The sequence below is a fragment of the Nocardia stercoris genome (assembly GCF_003696265.1).
GTDB classification, from domain to species: Bacteria; Actinomycetota; Actinomycetes; order Mycobacteriales; family Mycobacteriaceae; genus Nocardia; species Nocardia stercoris.
This window is the reverse complement of the sequence record NZ_RFFH01000001.1, coordinates 1-20353: the sequence shown is the minus strand read 5'-3', so window position 1 is coordinate 20353 and position 20353 is coordinate 1. Positions and strand designations below refer to the sequence as shown.

Below are 20353 nucleotides of genomic sequence, written 5' to 3'. Positions count from 1 at the left end.
ATGAAGTCGACGGCGTCCTCGTCGCCCGGGTCCGGCATATCCTGCGGCGCGGCACCCGGGGACGCCAACCGGAGCAGGATGTCGAGGATGCCTGCTTCCCGGAAGCGCTCCATGGGCAGCACCGTCAGCAGCCGGCGGACTTCCTGTTCGTCGGAACCGGCTGCGGCACTGTCCGGTTCGTCGCCGGTCACCAGTTCCGCCGCGAGGTATCCCGCGACGGCCCGGGGTGTCGGATAGTCGAACATCAGCGTGGCGGGCAGCGTCAGCTCGGTCGCGGCCCGCAGCCGGTTGCGTGCCTCCACGGCGGTCAGCGAATCGAAGCCCAGCTCCTGGAAATTGGCGTCCGCGGGCACCGCGTCCGGGCCGGGATGCCCGAGGACCACCGCCACCTGGGCCCGGACCACGTCCACCAGCAGCTGCCGCTGCTCGTCTGCGGACCGCCCGGCCAGGCGTTCCCGAACACCGGCCACCGGGACCGCGGCCGAGTCCGCACCCGCGGCGGCCACCCGCGCGGATCCCGGTGCCAGCTCGCGCAATACCGGTGGCAGCTGGCCGGCCCGGGCATACGCGGCCAGCGTGGCGGGGTCGAACCTGGCCGCCACGACCGTGGCCCGATCGGCGGCCACCGCCGCGTCGAGCAGCGCCAGGCCCTGCTCGTCGGTCAGGGCGAGCACACCGCCCCGGCCGACCCGGGCGTGGTCGGCGCTGCTCAGCTGCCCGGACATTCCGGTCGAGGACGCCCACAGCCCCCACGCCACCGCGGTCGCGGCTCGGTCGTGCGACCGCCGCTGGTCCGCCAGCGCGTCCAGGAACGTGTTGGCCGCGGCGTAATTGCCTTGGCCCGCAGTACCTATCGTGCCCGCGATCGAGGAGAAGAGCACGAACAGCGCGAGATCCAGATCCCGCGTCGCCTCGTGCAGGTACCACGCGCCGTCGGCCTTCGCCGCCAGCACCACGTCCAGCCGGTCCGGGGTCAGGGAGCCGAGCACACCGTCGTCGAGCACACCCGCGGCGTGCACGATGCCCGTGAGCGGAAGCCGCTCCGGCACCTCGTCGAGCAACTGCGCCACGCCGGACGGAACCGACACATCGCAGGCCACGATCCGGACCTGCGCACCGAGACCGGTCAGCTCCGCGGTCAGCTCCGCGGCCCCGGGAGCATCCGGACCGCGACGACCGGCCAGCACCAGCGACCGGACACCGTGCTCGGACACCAGATGCCGGGCCACCAGCGTGCCCAGTCCACCGGTGCCACCGGTGATCACGACCGTACCGGCCGCGGCGCGCGACCAGGCGGTCCCGGCCCGATCGGACTCGGCGGGCATCCGCGCCAAGCGCGCGGCGTACCCGATGTCGCCACGCACCACCAACTGTGGTTCCGCGGCACCGAGCACCGCCGCCACCGTCGCGGTGACCCCCGCGTCGATGTCGGTGTCGGCCAGCATGATCCGGCCCGGATTCTCAGCTTGCGCCGACCGCACCAGCCCCCACGCCGCGGCACCCGCCAGGTCGGTGACCGGCTCCCCGGCCGCGGCTGCGGCACCGGCGGTGACCACCAGCAACCGGCTCGACGCGAACCGCTCGGACGCCGTGAACGTCTGCAGCACAGCGAGAACCCGGTGGGTCAGCGCCCGGACGGCCGCTGGGGTCGCGCGGTCGTCGCCGGTCCGGCGGCAGTCCAGGACCACCACGGCCGGCGCGGTCCCCGACTCGGAAACCTGGGTCCAGTCGAGGTATTCGACCGCACCGGAGCTCGCGATCGGTACCGGAGTCCAGCGGATCGCGTGCAGCAGACCGCCCGCACCCGGCGACACCAGCCGATCGGCCGGTACCGGCCGGAAGGTCAGCGAGCCCACCGACAGCACGGGGCGGCCGGTCCGATCGGCGACCGCCACGGCGACCGAACCCGGTGCGGCCGGGGCGATCCGGGCGCGCACCGCGTCGGCGCCGGCCGCGTGCAGGGTGACGTCCGTCCACGCGAACGGCAGCACCGGGCTGCTCCCGGCCGCGCCGCCCGCCGAGGCCGCGTGCAGCACCGCGTCCAGCACCGCCGGGTGCAGGCCGAACCGCTCGGCCCCCGGGTCGGTGGCCGAACCCGCGGGCAGCACGACCTCGGCGAACAGCTCGTCACCGCGCCGCCAGACCGCGCGCAGGCCCCGGAACACCGGGCCGTACCCGTAGCCGGACTCGTGCAGCTGCTCGTAATGGCCGTCGATCGGCACCGCGACGGCGCCGGCGGGCGGCCACACCACCAATTCGGTTCCCGCCGTGTCCGATCCGGTGCCGAGCACGCCCTGCGCGTGCAGGGCCCACGCCTGGCCGGTATCGGCCTCGGACCGCGAATACACCGCGACCGTGCGGGTCTGCGGCCCGGCGATCCCGGTGGCGTATTCGGCCGCGCCGACGACCACCTGGATGTGGGCACCACCGGTCGGCGGCAACACCAGCGGCGCGGCCAGCGTGAAGTCCCGCAACACACCACAGCCGACCTCGTCGCCGGCGCGGATCGCCAGCTCCACGAAACCGGTGCCCGGGAACAGGATCACGCCCCCGATCGCGTGATCGGCCAGCCAGGGTTGCGCCGGCACCGACAACCGGCCGGTGACGACCACGCCACCGGACTCGGGTGCCGCCACCACCGCACCGAGCAGCGGATGGTCCACACCGTCCACACCCAAGGCCACCGCGTCCCCGGACACCGCGGTGGTGTCCAGCCAGTACCGGCGGCGCTGGAAGGCATAGGTGGGCAGGTCTACCCGCGGCCGGGCACCCGCCCACCATGGCGTGAGGTCCGGATCCACACCGGCGGTGACCAACTCGCTCACCGCGGCCAGCAGGCCACGAATCTCGCTCCCGGCCGGGGCAGTCGGCGCCGAGTCCGATTCCCGCCCGGCCGGCAACTCGTCCACCGCCGCGGCGGCCGACTGCGTGCGCGGCTTGCGGAGCACCGGAACCACACGGGCGGTACCGGAATCCTCCAGTGTCTGCGAGATCAGCGCGCTGAGCCCGCCGTCCGGCCCCGCGACCACGAACGTGGCCGCACCGGCCGCGTGCATCGCACGTACCCCGTCGGCGAAGCGGACCGTCTCACGCACGTGCCGCACCCAGTACTCCGGGGTGGCCAGTTCGACGCCCACCGCCGCACCGGTCACGTTGGAGATCACCGGAATTCGCGGCGCGAGGTAGGTCAGGCCCGCGGCGACCGCACCGAATTCGGCCAGCATCGGTTCCATCGACGGTGAGTGGAACGCGTGCGAGACCCGCAGCGGTGTCACTCGGTGCCCCGCGGTCCGCAGTCGGTCCGCGGCCGCCGCCACCGGCTCCCCCGCTCCCGAGATCACCACGGCCAGTGGACCGTTCACCGCGGCGATCGCCACATCGGGGCCGAGATCGCGCAGCACGGCGAGGACCGCGTCCTCGCTCGCGGCCACGGCCACCATCGCCCCGCCCGCCGGCAGCGCGGCCATCAACCGGCCACGGGCGGCGACCAGGATCGCCGCGTCCTCGAGCGAGAACACACCCGCCGCATGGGCGGCGACGATCTCGCCGATCGAATGACCCGCCACCACAGCGGGTTCCACGCCCCACGCGCTCAGCAGGCGGAAGACCGCGACTCCGACCGCGAACAGGCCGGCCTGGGCGAACATCGTGTTGTCCACCCGCGCTTCGTCGTCGCCCCAGAGCACGTCGCGCACCGCGACACCGAGGTGCTTCTCCAGCAGGGTCACGGCCTCGTCGAAGGCCGCGCCGAAGACCGGAAACGCCTGGGACAGTTCGCGACCCATCCCGGCCCACTGCGCGCCCTGCCCCGGGAAGACGAGCGCCACCGGCCCCGCGGTCCGCCCGGCGCCGCGGATCAGCGCGGGATCGTCCACGTCCGCCGCGAGCGCATCCAGGCCCCGCAGCAGCTCCGCCCGGTCACCGCCGAGCACCACGGCACGATGGTCGAAGCGCGCCCGGCTCGACACCAGAGCCGACGCCACATCCGCCACGGCCAGCTCCGGCCGCGCCGTCACGAACGCCGACAGGCGAGCGGCCTGCGCCGACAGCGCTTCCGGCGTCCGCGCCGACAGCACCCACGGCACCACACCCGGTCCGGAATCGGCCGAGCGCGGGGCGGCGGGTGCCGGCTGCGGCGCCTCCTCCAGGATGACGTGCGCGTTGGTCCCGGAGATCCCGAACGAGGACACACCGACCCGGCGCGGACGGCCCGGCGATTCCCATGCCCGCTGCTCGGTCAGCAGTTCCACCGAGCCGTCCCACTCCACATCGGTGCTCGGCCGGTCCACATGCAGCGACCGCGGCAGCACACCGTGCCGCATCGCCTGCACCATCTTGATGATCCCGGCCACGCCCGAAGCCGCTTGCGTATGACCGATATTCGACTTCAGCGAACCCAGCCACAGCGGCCGGTCCGGGGCCCGGTCCGGGCCGTAGGCGGCCATCAGGGCCTGCGCCTCGATGGGGTCACCCAACCGGGTACCGGTACCGTGCGCCTCGACCACGTCCACCTCGGCGGCGCTCACACCGGCGTTGGCGAGCGCCTGCCGGATGACCCGCTGCTGCGACGGGCCGTTCGGCGCGGTCAAGCCGTTCGAGGCACCGTCCTGGTTGACGGCGCTGCCGCGCACGAGCGCGAGTACCCGGTGCCCGTGGCGCTGCGCGTCCGAAAGCCGCTCCAGCACCAGCACGCCCGAACCCTCGGACCATACGGTGCCGTCGGCGGCAGCGGCGAACGGCTTGCACACCCCGTCGGGAGCCAGGCCACGCTGGCGGGAGAACCCGATGAACAGCCCCGGGGTCGCCATGACGTTGACACCGCCGACCAGCGCCAGACCGCATTCGCCCGCACGCACCGCGGCCACGGCCTGATGCAACGCGACCAGACTCGACGAACACGCGGTATCCACCGACATCGCCGGGCCTTCCAGGCCGAGCAGATACGAGACCCGGCCCGACGCAACGCTGTTCGCCGTTCCGGTGACCTCGAAACCGTCGGCACCCTGCGGGGCGTCGCCGATCGAACCGTAACGCTGGTCGACCACACCGAGGAAGACACCGGTGTCGCTGCCCCGCAACGACTTCGGGTCCACGCCCGCGTCCTCCAATGCCTCCCATACGGTCTCCAGCAGCACCCGCTGCTGGGGATCCATCGCGGTCGCCTCCCGCGGACTGATCCCGAAGAACCCCGCATCGAACCACCCCGCGTCGTGCAGGAAACCACCCTCGCGCACATACGATTTCCCGACCGCGTCGGGATCGGGGTCGAACAGGTCCGCCAGATCCCAGCCCCGATCGACCGGGAATTCGGTGATCCCGCTGCGGCCTTCGGTGACCATCTCCCACAGATCCTGCGGCGACGCGACGTCACCGGGGAACCGGCAACCCATACCCACGATCGCGACCGGCTCGTCCACCACGGCCCGGACCGGCGCCACCGCGACGGCCGCCGGAACCACACCGTCCAGCTGCTCGAGCAGGAATTCCGCCACCGCCCGCGGGGTCGGGTAGTCGAAGATCAACGTGGCCGGCAGGGCCAGTTCGGTCGCCGCCTTCAATCGGGTCCGTGCCTCGACCGCAGTCAGCGAGTCGAAGCCCAGATCGGAGAAATTGCGCTCCGCCGGAACGGATTCCACATCGTCGTGCCCGAGTACCGCCGCGACCTGCGCGCACACCAGCTCCAACAGCACCCGCAGCCGCTCGTCCGGCCCGAGACCGGCCAGCCGCTGCCGCAAACCCGACACCGGGACCGCACCGGCGGCCGCGACGGCGCGCGCCGATCCCGGCACCAGGTCCCGCAGCAGCGACGAGACCCGGCCGGCCCGGGCCTGCGCGGCGAGGGCGGCGGTGTCGAACGTGGCCGCGACGACGGTGGCGTGGCCGGTCGACACCGCGGCGTCGAACAGTGCCAAGCCCTGCTCGTCCGACAGCGGCAGCAGACCACCACGACCGAGCCGAGCGGTATCGCCCGCACCCAGTTGACCGGCCATCCCGGTCGACGACGCCCACAGCGCCCAGGCGATCGAGGTCGCGGCCAGACCACCCGCTCGGCGCCGGACAGCGATGGCGTCGAGGAAGGCGTTGGCCGCCGCGTAATTGCCCTGCCCAGGCCCGCCGATCGTGCCCGCCAGCGACGAGAAGGCCACGAACAACGCGAGATCCAGGTCCCGGGTGGCCTCGTGCAGGTGCCAGGCCGCATCCGCCTTCGCGGCCAGCACCGCGTCCAGACGGTCCGGTGTCAGCGAGGAGATCACGCCGTCGTCGAGCACGCCCGCGGCGTGCACCACACCCGTCAGCGGGAACCCGTCGGGCACCGCGGCCAACAGCGTGTCCACACCGGCCCGGGTCGACACGTCACAGGCCACCACGCGCACCCGTGCGCCCAGCGCGGTCAATTCCTCGACCAGCTCCGGTGCGCCCGGCGCCGCCGGACCACGGCGGCTCGCCAGCACCAGCGACGAGACCTGTTGCCGCGCAATCAGATGCCGCGCGGTGAGCGCACCCAGACCGCCGGTGCCGCCGGTGATCACCACCGTGCCGGCGGCCACCGGCGGCACCGGCACGGTCAGCACGATCTTGCCGATCTGCCGTGCCTGGCTGAAGAACCGGAAGGCCGCGCGCGCCTGGTCCACCGGCCAGGTGTGCACCGGCGGGCAGGTGAACCGGCCCGCCTCGATCAGTGCGACGATCTCCGCCAGCATCTGCTGGACCCGGTCCGGACCGACATCGACCAGGTCGAACGCCTGGTATGCCACACCGGGATACCGGGCGGCGACCTCCGCGCTGTCCCGAATGTCGGTCTTGCCCATCTCCAGGAAGCGGCCGCCCCGCGGCAGCAGCCGCAGCGACGCGTCGACGAATTCGTCCTTCAGCGAGTCCAGCACGATGTCCACACCGGCGCCGCCGGTCGCGGCGAGGATCTCCGCCTCGAAAGCCAGCGTGCGCGAATCCGCGATGTGCGCCTCGTCGAAGCCCATGCCGCGCAACGTGCCCCACTTGCCCCGGCTGGCGGTCGCGAACACCTCCAGTCCCCGATGCCGAGCCACCTGCACCGCGGCCTGACCCACACCACCGGTCGCCGCGTGGATCAGCACCCGCTCTCCCGGCTGTGCGCCGGCCAGGTCCAGCAGACCGTAGAACGCGGTGAGGAAACCCACCGGGATCCCCGCGGCCCGGCTGAACGACAGGCCCGCCGGAATCCGGATGACCATGCGGTGATCCGCCACCACGACCGGCCCGATCGCCCCGTTCACCAGACCCATCACCCGATCGCCCGGGACCAGGCCGTCGACCTCGGCACCGACCTCGAGCACCACACCCGCGGCCTCACCACCGACCGCCGGGTTCGCGCCCGGGAACATGCCGAGCGCAATCACCACGTCCCGGAAGTTCAGTCCCGCTGCCCGCACGGAGATCCGCACCTCGCCCGGAGCCAGGGGATCCTCGGCACGCGGGTACTCGACCAGGGCGAGACCGTCGAAGGTCCCGGTGCGCACCGCTTCCAGCCGCCACGCGCCGTGCCGTGGCACGACCAGCCCGCCCGGCTCCGGCAACCGCGTCAGGCGCGCGGCGAACAGCGTCCCCGCCCGCGACAGCAGCTGCGGCTCTTCGGACGCGACCACCGCGGCCACGACCTCGTCGAACTCACCATCGGTGTCCAGCAACAGGATCCGGCCCGGTTCCTCGGACTGCGCCGACCGCACCAGACCCCACACCGCGGCAGCGGCCAGGTCGCCGATCTGCTCGCCCGCCGCGGCGACCGCACCACGCGTGACCACCAGCAACCGGCTCGACACGAACCGCTCCTGAGTCGAGAACTCCTGCAGCACACCGAGAACCCGATGCGTCAGGGCGTGCAGCGCAGCCGGGCCTTCCGGTCCGCTGTCGTGGGCACGGCAGTCCAGCACCACCAGCGGCGGCACCGACTCGGAAACCGCTGCCCAGTCGACGTATTCGATCGGGTCGCCCGCCACCACGGACGGTAGCGGTGACCAGCGCACCGTATGGACCCGGTCCGTGCCGCCCGACGCGGCCGTCACGTCGGCGGCCGCCAGCGCCCGCGAGGTCAGCGACCGCACCGACAGCACCGGCGCGCCGGCCGGATCGGCGACCTCGATCGCCAGCACGCCCGACGCACCGACGGTGAGGCGGGCCCGGACCGACGACGCGCCGGATGCGTGCAGCCGCACGCCCTCCCACGCGAACGGCAGCATCGGCACCGCACCGGCACCAGCCTTCCCGTCGGCCATGGACGCGTGCAACACCGCGTCGAGCAGCGCCGGGTGCAGGCCGAACCGGTCCGCATCGGTGTCCTCGGCGGCGGCCGGCAGGGCCGCCTCGGCGAACAGTTCGTCGCCACGCCGCCACACCGCCCGCAAGCCCCGGAACACCGGTCCGTACCCGTAGCCGGACTCGGCCAGCCGCTCGTACAACCCGTCCACCGGGACCGCGACCGCACCCACCGGCGGCCATTCCGTCAGCTCGACACCGGGCAGGTCAGCGGTCCCGCTCAGCTGTCCGCGCGCATGCAGCACCCACGGCTGATCGGATTCCGCCTCGGCGCGGGAGTACACCGACACCGCGCACGTTCGGTACTCGTCCACGGCACCGACCACGACCTGGAGCTGCACCGCGCCGGTCACCGGCACGGCCAGCGGTGCCACCAACGTGAGTTCCTGCAGCACACCGCAACCGACCTGATCACCGGCAGCCACGGCGAGCTCGACGAAGCCGGTCCCCGGGAACAACACCACCCCGCCGACCGCGTGATCGGCCAGCCACGGCTGCGACTGCAACGACAACCGGCCCGACACCACCACGCCACCGGAATCCGCCGCCGCCACCACGGCACCCAGCAGCGGATGATCGATACCACCCACGCCCAGCGAGACCGGATCGGCGGCGGTGACGGCGTCCAGCCAGTAGCGACGCCGCTGGAAAGCGTAGGTGGGCAGGTCGACCCGCTGTGCGGTACGGCCGGACCACAACGCGGACCAGTCCACACCGGCCACACCGGCGACCTCGAGGGCCGCCACCGACGACAGGAACCGCCCGACCGCGGCCCGCTCGTCGCGGCGCAGCGTCCCGGAGATCACCAGCTCGGCCCGCGGGGCACCCGACGATGCGCCGATCTCCTCGGTCAGCAGCGGTTCCGGACCCGCCACCACGAACACAGAGCAACCGTCGGCGACGAGCGCCCGCACCGCGTCCTCGAATCGCTCTGTCCCACGCAGATTCCGGAACCAGTACCCGGCGTCCAGTGCGGCGGTGTCGAGCGCGGCGCCGGTCACGGTCGAGTAGAACGCGACCTCCGAAGAGCGCGGGGCGACCCCCGCCAGTCCGTCCAGGGCCTTGGACCGCAGGATCACCACGCGCGCAGCATCTTCCAAGGTCAGCGCACCGGCCACGTAGGCCGCTGCGATCTCACCCTGCGAATGACCCACCACCGCATCCGGTTTCACGCCCACCGAACGCCACAGCTCCGCCAGACCGACCGTCACCGCGAACAGCACCGGCTGTGCGACGTCGTCCCGGGCCGGCGACGGCGCGCCCTCGGCACCACGCAACACATCCAGCAGCGACCAATCGACCAGCTCCGCGAAGACCGCATCGCACTCGGCGATCTTCGCCGCGAAAACCGGTGCGGTGTCGAACAACTCGACACCGATACCGGCCCATTGCGCCCCCTCACCCGGGAACACCAGAACCGTCCGACCCCGCTCGCGGGCAACTCCCGTCACCACGGCGGCGTCGTCCCGCCCTTCCGCCACGGCGGTCAGACCCGACAACAGTTCCGCACGATCGGAACCCACGACCACCGCACGATGGTCGAACCGGGCCCGGGTCGACACCAGTGCCGAGGCCACGTCCGCCGGGTGCAGCTCCGGACGGTCGACGACGAACGCAGCGAGTCGAGAAGCCTGCTCCGCCAACGCTTCCGGTGTCCGTGCGGACAGCACCCACGGCGTCACGGCGTCGGCACCGGTCAGGTCACCGCCGGAACGCGGGTCGGACGGGACCGGCCGCGGCGCTCCCTCCAGGATGACGTGGGCGTTGGTACCCGAGATGCCGAACGCCGACACACCCGCACGCCGCGGGCCGGTGCTGTCCCAATCCCGTTGCTCGGTCAGCAGTTCCACCGAGCCGTCCCACTCCACATGACCGCTCGGCCGGTCCACGTGCAGCGAGCGCGGCAGCACGCCGTATCGCATCGCCTGCACCATCTTGATGACCCCGGCCATACCGGCCGCCGCCTGCGTGTGACCGATATTCGACTTCACCGAGCCCAGCCACAGCGGGCGGTCCGCGGGCCGGTCCCGGCCGTAGGTCGCCAGCAACGCCTGCGCCTCGATCGGATCACCCAGCCGGGTACCCGTACCGTGCGCCTCCACCACGTCGACATCGCCGGCCGTCAGTCCGGCATTGGCCAGCGCCTGCCGGATCACCCGCTGCTGCGACGGGCCGTTCGGCGCCGTCAGACCGTTCGAGGCACCGTCCTGGTTGACGGCACTACCACGCACGATCGCCAGCACCCGGTGCCCGCGCCGCTGCGCCTCCGACAGCCGCTCCACCACAAGGACACCGACGCCCTCGGACCAGGCGGTCCCGTCGGCGGCCGCCGCGAACGGCTTGCACAATCCGTCCGGCGCCAGCCCGCGCTGCCGCGAGAACCCGACGAACAGCCCGGGCGACGCCATCACCGTCACACCGCCCACGAGCGCGAGACCGCACTCACCGGCACGGACCGCGGCCACGGCCTGGTGCAGCGCGACCAGACTCGACGAACACGCCGTGTCCACCGACACGGCCGGACCCTCCAGTCCCAGCGCGTACGAGACCCGGCCCGACACCACACTGGTCGTCGACCCGGTCACCTCGAACCCGTCGGCACCCGCCCGGGTACTCCCCGCCGCCCGGTAGTGCTGGTCGACGACACCGACGAACACGCCGGTATCGGTGCCCCGCAACGACTTCGGGTCGATGCCGGTGTCCTCCAGCGCCTCCCACACCGTCTCCAGCAGCACCCGCTGCTGGGGGTCCATCGTGGTGGCCTCGCGCGGACTGATCCCGAAGAAGCCCGCGTCGAACAGCCCGGCGCCGGGCAGGAAACCGCCCACGCGCACATACGATTTCCCGACCGCTTCCGGATCGGGGTCGAACAGTCCCGCGAGATCCCAGCCCCGGTCGTCCGGGAATTCGGTGATGCCGCTGCGGCCTTCGGTCACCAGGTCCCACAGATCCTGCGGCGAGGCCACGTCTCCCGGGAACCGGCAGCCCATACCCACGATCGCGACCGGCTCGTCCACCGCGGCCCGCACCGGCGCCGCGGTGACGGCCGCCGCGACCGTACCGTCGAGCTGCTCGAGCAGGTACTCGGCCACCGCCTGCGGGGTCGGGTAGTCGAAGATCAAGGTCGCCGGCACCGGCAGTTCGGTCGCCGCCTTCACCCGGTTGCGCGCCTCGACAGCGGTCAGCGAATCGAACCCAAGGTCGGCGAAATTACGGTCCGCCGGAACGGATTCCATGCCGTCGTGGCCGAGCACCGCGGCGACCTGTGTGCGCACCACCTCCAGCAGCGACCGCAGTCGCTCGGCCCGATCCAGGCGGGCCAGCCGGTGCCGCGTGCCCGACGCGGCGACCGCCGGGGCAGCCGTCGTGCGCGCCGAACCCGGCACCAGGTCCCGCAGCAGCGGCGAGACCGTGCCGGCCCGCGCCTGCGCCGCCAGGGCGGCCGGATCGAACCGCGTCCCGACGACGGCGGCCCGGCCCGCCGATACCGCGGCGTCGAACAGCGCGAGACCCTGCTCGTCCGAAAGTCCGACCAGGCCACCGCGTCCGATGCGGGCGGTGTCACCGGCGGCCAGCGCGCCCGTCATCCCGGTCGAGGACGCCCACAGGCCCCAGGCGACCGCGGTCGCGGCCAGTCCGGTGGCACGGCGGTGCGCCGCGAGGGCGTCGAGGAAGGTGTTGGCCGCCGCGTAGTTGGCCTGCCCGGGCGCACCCATCGTGCCCGCCAGCGACGAGAACACCACGAACAGCGCCAGATCCACGTCGCGAGTGGCCTCGTGCAGGTGCCACGCCGCATCGGCTTTGGCCGCGAGAACCGGGTCGAGGCGATCGGGAGTCAGGGCGGTGAGCACACTGTCGTCGAGCACACCGGCGCAGTGCACCACACCGGTGAGCGGGAACTGGTCGGGCACCTCGGCCAGCAGCGCGTCGACACCGGCTCGGGTCGAGACGTCACAGGCCACGACCCGCACCTGCGCGCCGTATGCGGCCAGCTCCGCCACCAGTTCCGGCGCGCCGGGCGCGGCGAGTCCGCGCCGGCCGGCCAGCACCAGCGACGGCACACCCTCCGCGACGACCAGATGCCGGGCGGTCAGCGCGCCCAGACCGCTGGTGCCGCCGGTGATCACGACCGTGCCGGCCGCGACGGGCGGCACCGGAACCGTGAGCACGATCTTGCCGATCTGGCGCGCCTGGCTGAAGAACCGGAACGCCGCGCGGGCCTGATCCACCGGCCAGATGTGCAGCGGCGGGCAGGTGAGGTGCCCCTGGTCGAACAGCGCGCCGATCTCCGCCAGCATCTCCCCGATGCGATCCGGACCGGCATCGACCATGTCGAAGGCCCGGTAGTCGACGCCCGGATGCCGGGCCGCGACCTCGTCGGCGTCCCGGATATCGGTCTTGCCCATCTCCAGGAAACGACCGCCGCGGGGCAGCAGCCGCAACGACGCGTCGACGAATTCGGCGGTCAGCGAATCCAACACGATGTCCACACCGGCACCGGCGGTGGTCGCCGAGAACTCGGTCTCGAAATCGAGGGTGCGCGAATCCGCCCGGTGGGCCGCGTCGAAACCCAGGTCCCGCAGCGTGTCCCACTTCGGGCGGCTCGCGGTGCCGAACACCTCCAGGCCCCAATGGCGGGCGAGCTGCACCGCCGCCTGTCCCACACCACCGGTCGCGGCATGGATCAGCAGCTTCTCCCCCGGCTGCGCGGCGGCCAGATCCCGTAGCGCGTAGTAGGCGGTGAGGAACGCCACCGGGATCGCGGCGGCCCGGGTGAAGGTCAGGCCCGCCGGAATCCGGGTCAGCACCCGGCGATCGGCCACGGCGACCGGGCCGATCGCCCCGTTCACCAGACCCATCACCCGGTCACCGGGGACGATGTCGTCCACCTCGGCACCGACCTCGAGCACCACGCCCGCGGCCTCACCACCGATCGCGGGGTTCGCGCCCGGGTACATGCCCAGGCTGATCAGGACGTCGCGGAAGTTCAATCCGGCCGCCCGCACCGAGATCCGCACCGCACCCGGTGCGAGCGGATCGTCGGCACCGGGGTACTCGGCCAGGGCGAGACCGTCGAAGGTCCCGGCCCGCACCGCTTCCAGCCGCCACGACCCAGGCGGTGCGATCAGCGCATCGGGCTCCGGCAGCCGGGCCAGGCGAGCGGCGTGCACCACGCCGGCCCGCGACAGCAGCTGCGGCTCCCCGGACGACACCACCGCGGCCACGGCCGCATCGAGCTCACCATCGGTGTCCAGCAACAGGATCCGGCCCGGCTCCTCGGCCTGCGCCGACCGCACCAGACCCCACACCGCGGCAGCGGCCAGGTCGTCGGCCGACTCACCGGCCGGGGCGACCGCACCACGGGTCACCACCAGCAACCGGCTCGACGCGTACCGCTGCTGAGCCGAGAACTCCTGCAGCACACCGAGAACCCGATGGGTCAGCATGCGAACCGCGGCGGGGAGGTCCGAACCGCCTTCGTGGTCACGGCAATCCAACACCACCAGCGGCGGCACCGACTCGGAAACCCCTGCCCAGTCGACGTATTCGATCGGATCGCCCGCCACCACGGACGGCAGCGGCGACCAACGCACCGCGTGCAGCCGGTCCGTGGGCCCCGCTGTGGTCGCGTCGGACCCCACAGCCCGTGCGGTCAGCGACTCCACCGACAGCACCGGCCGGCCCGCCGGGTCCGCGACCTCGATCGCCAGCACGCCCGGCGCGCCGAGCGTGATCCGGGCCCGGACCGACGACGCCCCGGACGCGTGCAGCCGCACGCCCTCCCACGCGAACGGCAGTACCGGAACATCGTCGGCACCGGCCGCCCCCGCCGCCATCGACGCGTGTAACACCGCGTCCAGCAGCGCCGGATGCAGACCGAATCGATCCGCGCCGGAGATCCGCGGCAGGGCCGCTTCGGCGAACAGTTCGTCGCCGCGCCGCCACACCGCCCGCAGGCCCTGGAACATCGGACCGTACCGGTATCCGGCTTCCGCCAGCCGCTCGTAGAGCCCGTCCACCGGGATCGCGGCCGCGCCGACCGGCGGCCATTGCGTCAGGTCGACACCCGGGCCACCGGTGCCCGCGCTCAGTTGTCCTTGCGCGTGCAGCACCCACGGCGTGTCGGAGTCGGCTCCGCTGTGCGCGTACACCGAGACACCGCGCCCGCCCCGCTCGTCGGCGGCGCCGACCACGACCTGGATCCGCACCCCGCCGGACGACGGCAGGGCAAGCGGCGCGACCAGTGTGAGGTCCTGCAGCACACCGCAACCGACCTCGTCGCCCGCCCGGATCGCGAGCTCCACGAACCCGGTACCCGGGAACAGCGGCGTCCCGCCGATCACGTGATCGGCCAGCCACGGCTGCGACCGCAACGACAATCGGCCGGTCACCACCACGCCACCGGATTCCGCCGCCGACACCACGGCACCCACGAGCGGATGCTCGATCGCGGACTGTCCCAGCGCCGCCGGGTCGGTGGCGGCGGTGGTGTCCTGCCAGTACCGGCGGCGCTGGAACGCGTACGCCGGCAAGTCGATCCGCCGCGGCGTGCGACCACCCCACAGCTGCGCCCAGTCGAGTTCCATACCCGCGGCGGACAGTTCACCGCCGGCCAGCAGCAGCGTCCGGACCTCCGGACGGTTCCGCCGCAACATCGGAACAATGTGCGCCGCAGTCGATTCGGCGGCGGCTTCCAGGCTCTGCGCGATGAGCGCGCTCAGCCCGCCGTCCGGCCCCGCGACCACGAACGTCGTCGCACCGGCCGCGGCCAGCGTCCGCATACCGTCGGAGAACCGGACCGTCTCCCGCACATGCCGCACCCAGTACTCCGGTGTCGCCACCTCCGCACCGGCGAGCTCACCGGTCACATTGGACACCAACGGAATTCGTGGCTCGGCGAACGACAGCCCCGCCAGCACCGCGCCGAACTCCGCCAGCATCGGATCCATCGACGGCGAATGGAACGCGTGCGACACCCGCAACGCCACCACCCGGTGACCCGCCGCTTCCAGGGCCGCCACCGCCGCATCCACCGGGCCACTTTCACCCGCGATCACTACCGCGGCCGGACCGTTCACCGCGGCGATCGCCACCCCGGCGGTCGAGCCCGCGGCATCGGCGACGCCGCCGAGGTCGCGCAGCACGTCCCGTACGACGTCCTCCGCCGCGGCGACCGCGACCATCGCACCGCCCGCCGGCAGCGCCGACATCAACCGGCCCCGCGCCGCGACCAATGCCACCGCGTCCGCGAGCGACAATACCCCCGCCACATGTGCGGCCACGATCTCACCGATCGAATGACCCGCCACCACGTCCGGGGTCACACCCCACGACTCCAGCAGCCGCGAAACACTCACCCCGACCGCGAAGAGCCCGGCCTGGGCGAACATCGTGTCGGCCATCAGTACTTCGTCGCTGCCCCACAACACATCCCGGACGGGACGGTCCAGCGCCTGCTCCAGCAGCGCCACGATCTCGTCGAACGCTGTCAGGAAAACCGGGAACGCCGCGCACAATTCGCGGCCCATCCCCGCCCACTGCGTCCCCTGCCCCGGGAACACCAAGGCCAGCTTGCCGGCCGGCCGGACCACGCCCTGGACCACCGCCGCGTCGTCGCGTCCCGCGGCGAGCGCGGCCAGCCCCGACAGCAACTCGGCCCGGTCGCCACCCACGATGATCGCACGGTGCTCGAACCGCGCCCGGCTCGACAGCAGCGACCACGCCACCGCCGCGGGATCCAGCTCGGGACGCGCCGACACGAAGGCCGACAACCGAGAAGCCTGGCCCGCCAACGCCTCCGGTGTGCGCGCGGACACCAGCCACGGCACCATTGCGCCGCGGATTCCCGCATTCCCGGTGTCCGGCTCGGCTACCGCCGGTCCCTCCTCCAAGATGACGTGCGCGTTGGTCCCCGAGATACCGAAGGACGACACACCCGCACGCCGCGGACCCTCGCTCTCCCACGGCCGCTGCTCGGTCAGCAACTCCACCGACCCCGCGGACCAATCCACATGCGTCGACGGCCGATCCACGTGCAACGTCTTCGGCAACACACCGTGCCGCATCGCCTGCACCATCTTGATCACACCACCCACACCAGCCGCAGCCTGGGCATGACCGATATTCGACTTCAACGACCCCAACCACAACGGCCGACCTTCGGGCCGGTCCTGACCGTAGGTCGCCAACAAGGCCTGCGCCTCGATCGGATCACCCAACGTGGTCCCGGTTCCATGCGCCTCCACCACATCGACATCGGTAGCCGACAAGCCGGCATTCGCCAGCGCCTGACGAATAACCCGCTGCTGCGCAGGACCGTTCGGCGCCGTCAAACCGTTCGACGCGCCATCGGAATTCACCGCGGTGCCCCGCACCACCGCCAGCACCCGATGCCCCAGGCGCAGCGCGTCCGAGAGCCGTTCCACCACCAGCACACCGACGCCCTCGGACCACCCGGTCCCGTCGGCGGCCTCCGCGAACGACTTGCACCTGGCATCGCGGGACAGCCCACGCTGCCGCGAGAACTCGACGAACACCCCGGGAGTACTCATCACGGTGACGCCACCGACCAGCGCCAGCCCGCATTCACCGGACCGCACCGCGGCCGCGGCCTGGTGCAGCGCAACGAGACTCGACGAACACGCGGTGTCGACCGACACCGACGGCCCCTCGAGACCGAGCGCGTAGGACACCCGGCCCGACAGGATCGAACCCGCCGACGCGCTACCCGGATAGTCGTGGTGCATCGCACCGACGAACACACCGGTGTCGCCACCCTCGAGTGTGTGCGGGTCGATACCGCTGTCCTCCAGGGCTTCCCACACCGTCTCCAGCAGCAGGCGCTGCTGCGGATCCATGACGATCGCCTCACGCGGACTGATCCCGAAGAAGCCCGCGTCGAACAGGCCCGCGTCGTGCAGGAAACCACCCTCGCGCACATACGTTTTCCCGGCCGCATCCGGGTCGGGATCGAACAGCGCGTCCACGTCCCAGCCGCGATCGGCGGGGAACTCGGTCACGGTGTCCCGGCCGGCCACGACCAGGTCCCACAGATCCTGGGGGGAGGCCACGCCACCGGGGAACCGGCAGCCCATGCCGACGATGACCACCGGCTCGTCGGCACCGGGACGCGCCGCGGCGACCACCGCGGGCTGCCCGGCGCTGCCGTCCAATTGGTCGAGCAGGAACTGCGCGACCGCCAGCGGGGTCGGGTAGTCGAAGACCAGCGTCGCCGGCAGGGTCAGCTCGGTGGCCGCCTTCAACCGGTTGCGGGCCTCGACCGCCGTGAGCGAATCGAAGCCGAGGTCCTGGAACTTGCGGTCGGCCGGCACCGCGTCGGGACCGTCGTGTCCCAGGACGGCCGCCACCTGCGTTCGCACCACGTCCGACAGCATCCGCAGCCGCTCGGCAGCCGCACGACCGGCCAGTTGCGCGCGCAAGCCCGTGACCGCGGCCGTACCGGTCGCAGCGGACGCGCGCACCGACCCCGGCGCCAGTTCCCGCAGCAGCGGCAGCAGTACTCCGTCCCGGGCCGCGGCCGCCAGGGCGGCGGTGTCGAACCGAACCGCCGTCACCGCCGCCTGGTCGGCGACGACCGCGGCGTCGAACATCGCCAGTCCCTGCTCGTCCGACAGGCCGAGCACACCGCCCCGGCCGAGGCGGGCCAGATCGTCGCCGGCCAGATGATCGGTGAGGCCGGTGCTCGACGCCCACACACCCCACGCGACGGACGTCGCGGCCAGACCGGCCGCGCGCCGCTGGACGGCGAGCGCGTCGAGGAAGACGTTGGCCGCCGCGTAGTTCCCCTGACCGGCCGCGCCGAAAGTGCCCGCCGCCGAGGAATACAGCGCGAACAACGCCAGATCGAGATCGCGGGTGGCCTCGTGCAGGAACCACGCCGCATCGGCCTTCGCGGCCAGCACCGCGTCGAGGCGATCCGGGGTCAGCGAGGCGATCACGCCGTCGTCGAGGGCGCCGGCAGCATGCACCACACCCGTCAGCGGGAGGTCGGACCCCTTGCGCCGGAACAGCTTTCGCCGCGCCGGGGCGGACGCCGCATCCAGCAACTCCGCGACACCGGTGCGCGTCGACACATCGGCCGCCAGGACGCGGACCTGGGCGCCGGCGGCGGTGAGCTCGTCCACCAGCAATTGCGCGCCCGGCGCGGCGAGGCCACGCCGGCTCGCCAGCACCAGCGACGAGACTCCGCGTGCGGTCACCAGATGCCGCGCCAGCAGCGCGCCCAGACCACCGGTACCGCCGGTGATCACCACCGTGCCCGCGGCGATCCGCGACCACACCGCGTCGTCGTCGCCCGGCGCCGGCAGCCGGATCAGGCGCGCGGCGTGCACGACCGAACCGCGCAGCGCCACCTGCGGCTCACCGGCCGCGTGCGCCACCGCCACGACTCGAGCCGGAACCGCGGTATCGGCCTCGATGTCGATGTCGGCCAGTACGATCCGGCCCGGATCCTCCGACTGCGCCGACCGCACCAGGCCCCACACCGCGGCACCGGCCAGATCCGGCACCGACTCCCCGGCCACCGCGACCGCACCGCCGGTGACCACCACCAGGGTGCTCGAGCCGAACCGCTCGCTCGCCGAAAACTCTTGCAGCACAGTGAGAACCCGATGCGTCATCGCACGCACCGCGGCCGGCACCTCGGGCTCGCCGTCGTCGGTCACCCGGGGACGGCAGTCCAGGACGACCAGCGGTGGCACCGGCCCCGACTCGGGTACCCGCTCCCACTCGACGTAGTCGACGGCCGCCGTCTCGGGCCGGGGCAACACCGGCCAGTCCAGTACGGCAAGGGATCTCGCGCCGGCGGCGCCGGCCGAGCGGTCGAGCCGCACCGGCCGGGAGCTCAGCGACCCCACCGACAACACCGGACGACCCGCCGAGTCGGCCACCTCGACGGTGAAGGCATCCGCACCGACCGGTGCGACGCGGGCCCGCACCGTGGTCGCTCCGGTCGCGTGCAGAACCACGTTCTCCCATGCGAACGGCAGCGCGGGGGTCTCCCCCGTTTCCCCGGCACCGGCCAGCAGGCTGTGCAGCACACCGTCGAATACCGCCGGATGCAGGCCGAACCGCTGGGTACCGGCCTCCTGCGGTAATTCGACCTCGGCGAACAGTTCCGCGCCGCGCCGCCATACCGCCCGCAGACTCCGGAACGCCGGGCCGTAGCCGTATCCGGACTCGGCCAGCCGGTCGTACAACCCGTCGACCGGGACCACGACCGAGTCGGCGGGCGGCCACTGCGTCAAGTCCGCTCCCGGCGCCGGCACGCGGCCGCTCAGCACGCCTTGGGCGTGCAGCACCCAGTCCGCGCCGGTCTCGTCCTCGGCGCGCGAATACACCGCGACCGGGCGCTGCTCCACGCCGGCGGCCTCGGCGCCGTCGACCACGATCCGGATCCGGACCGCGCCGGCGGCCGACAAGATCAGCGGCGCAAGGATCGTCAGCTCCTGGAGGACGCCGCAGCCGACCTGGTCACCGGCCGCCACGGCGAGCTCGACGAACCCGGTTCCGGGGAACAGCACCACCCCGCCGACCGCGTGATCGGCCAGCCACGGCTGCGTCTGCAACGACAACCGGCCCGACACCACCACACCGCCGGAATCCGGTGCCGCCACCACGGCACCCAGCAGCGGATGCTCGATTCCGTCCACGCCCAGCGACGCCGGGTCGGCGGCGGCGGAAGCCTCCAGCCAGTACCGGCGGTGCTGGAAAGCGTAGGTCGGCAGGTCGACCCGCTGTGCCGGGCGCCCGGACCACAACGCGGACCACGCCACGGCGGCCGCACCGGTCACGTCCACGTCGGCCACGGACAGCAGGAACCGGGCGACTGCGCTCTCGTCGCGGCGCAACGTCCCCACGACGGTCGGCGCGGGCCGGTCTCCGGTCCCGTTCTCCCCGATCTCCTCGATCCCGGCCGTCAGCAGCGGATGCGGGCTCGCTTCCACGAACACGGAGTAACCGTCGGCGACCAGCGCCCGCACTACCGGCTCGAATTGCACTGTCTCCCGGAGGTTCCGGAACCAGTACCCCGCGTCCAGCCCGG

The 20353-nt window shown here is 72.7% G+C and carries 1 pseudogene; it reads right to left on the bottom strand.

What is annotated here, in order from left to right:
• Positions 1-263 precede the first annotated feature (263 nt).
• Positions 264-20348: pseudogene (locus EBN03_RS00005) on the bottom strand (SDR family NAD(P)-dependent oxidoreductase); the annotation flags it as partial.
• Positions 20349-20353 lie beyond the last annotated feature (5 nt).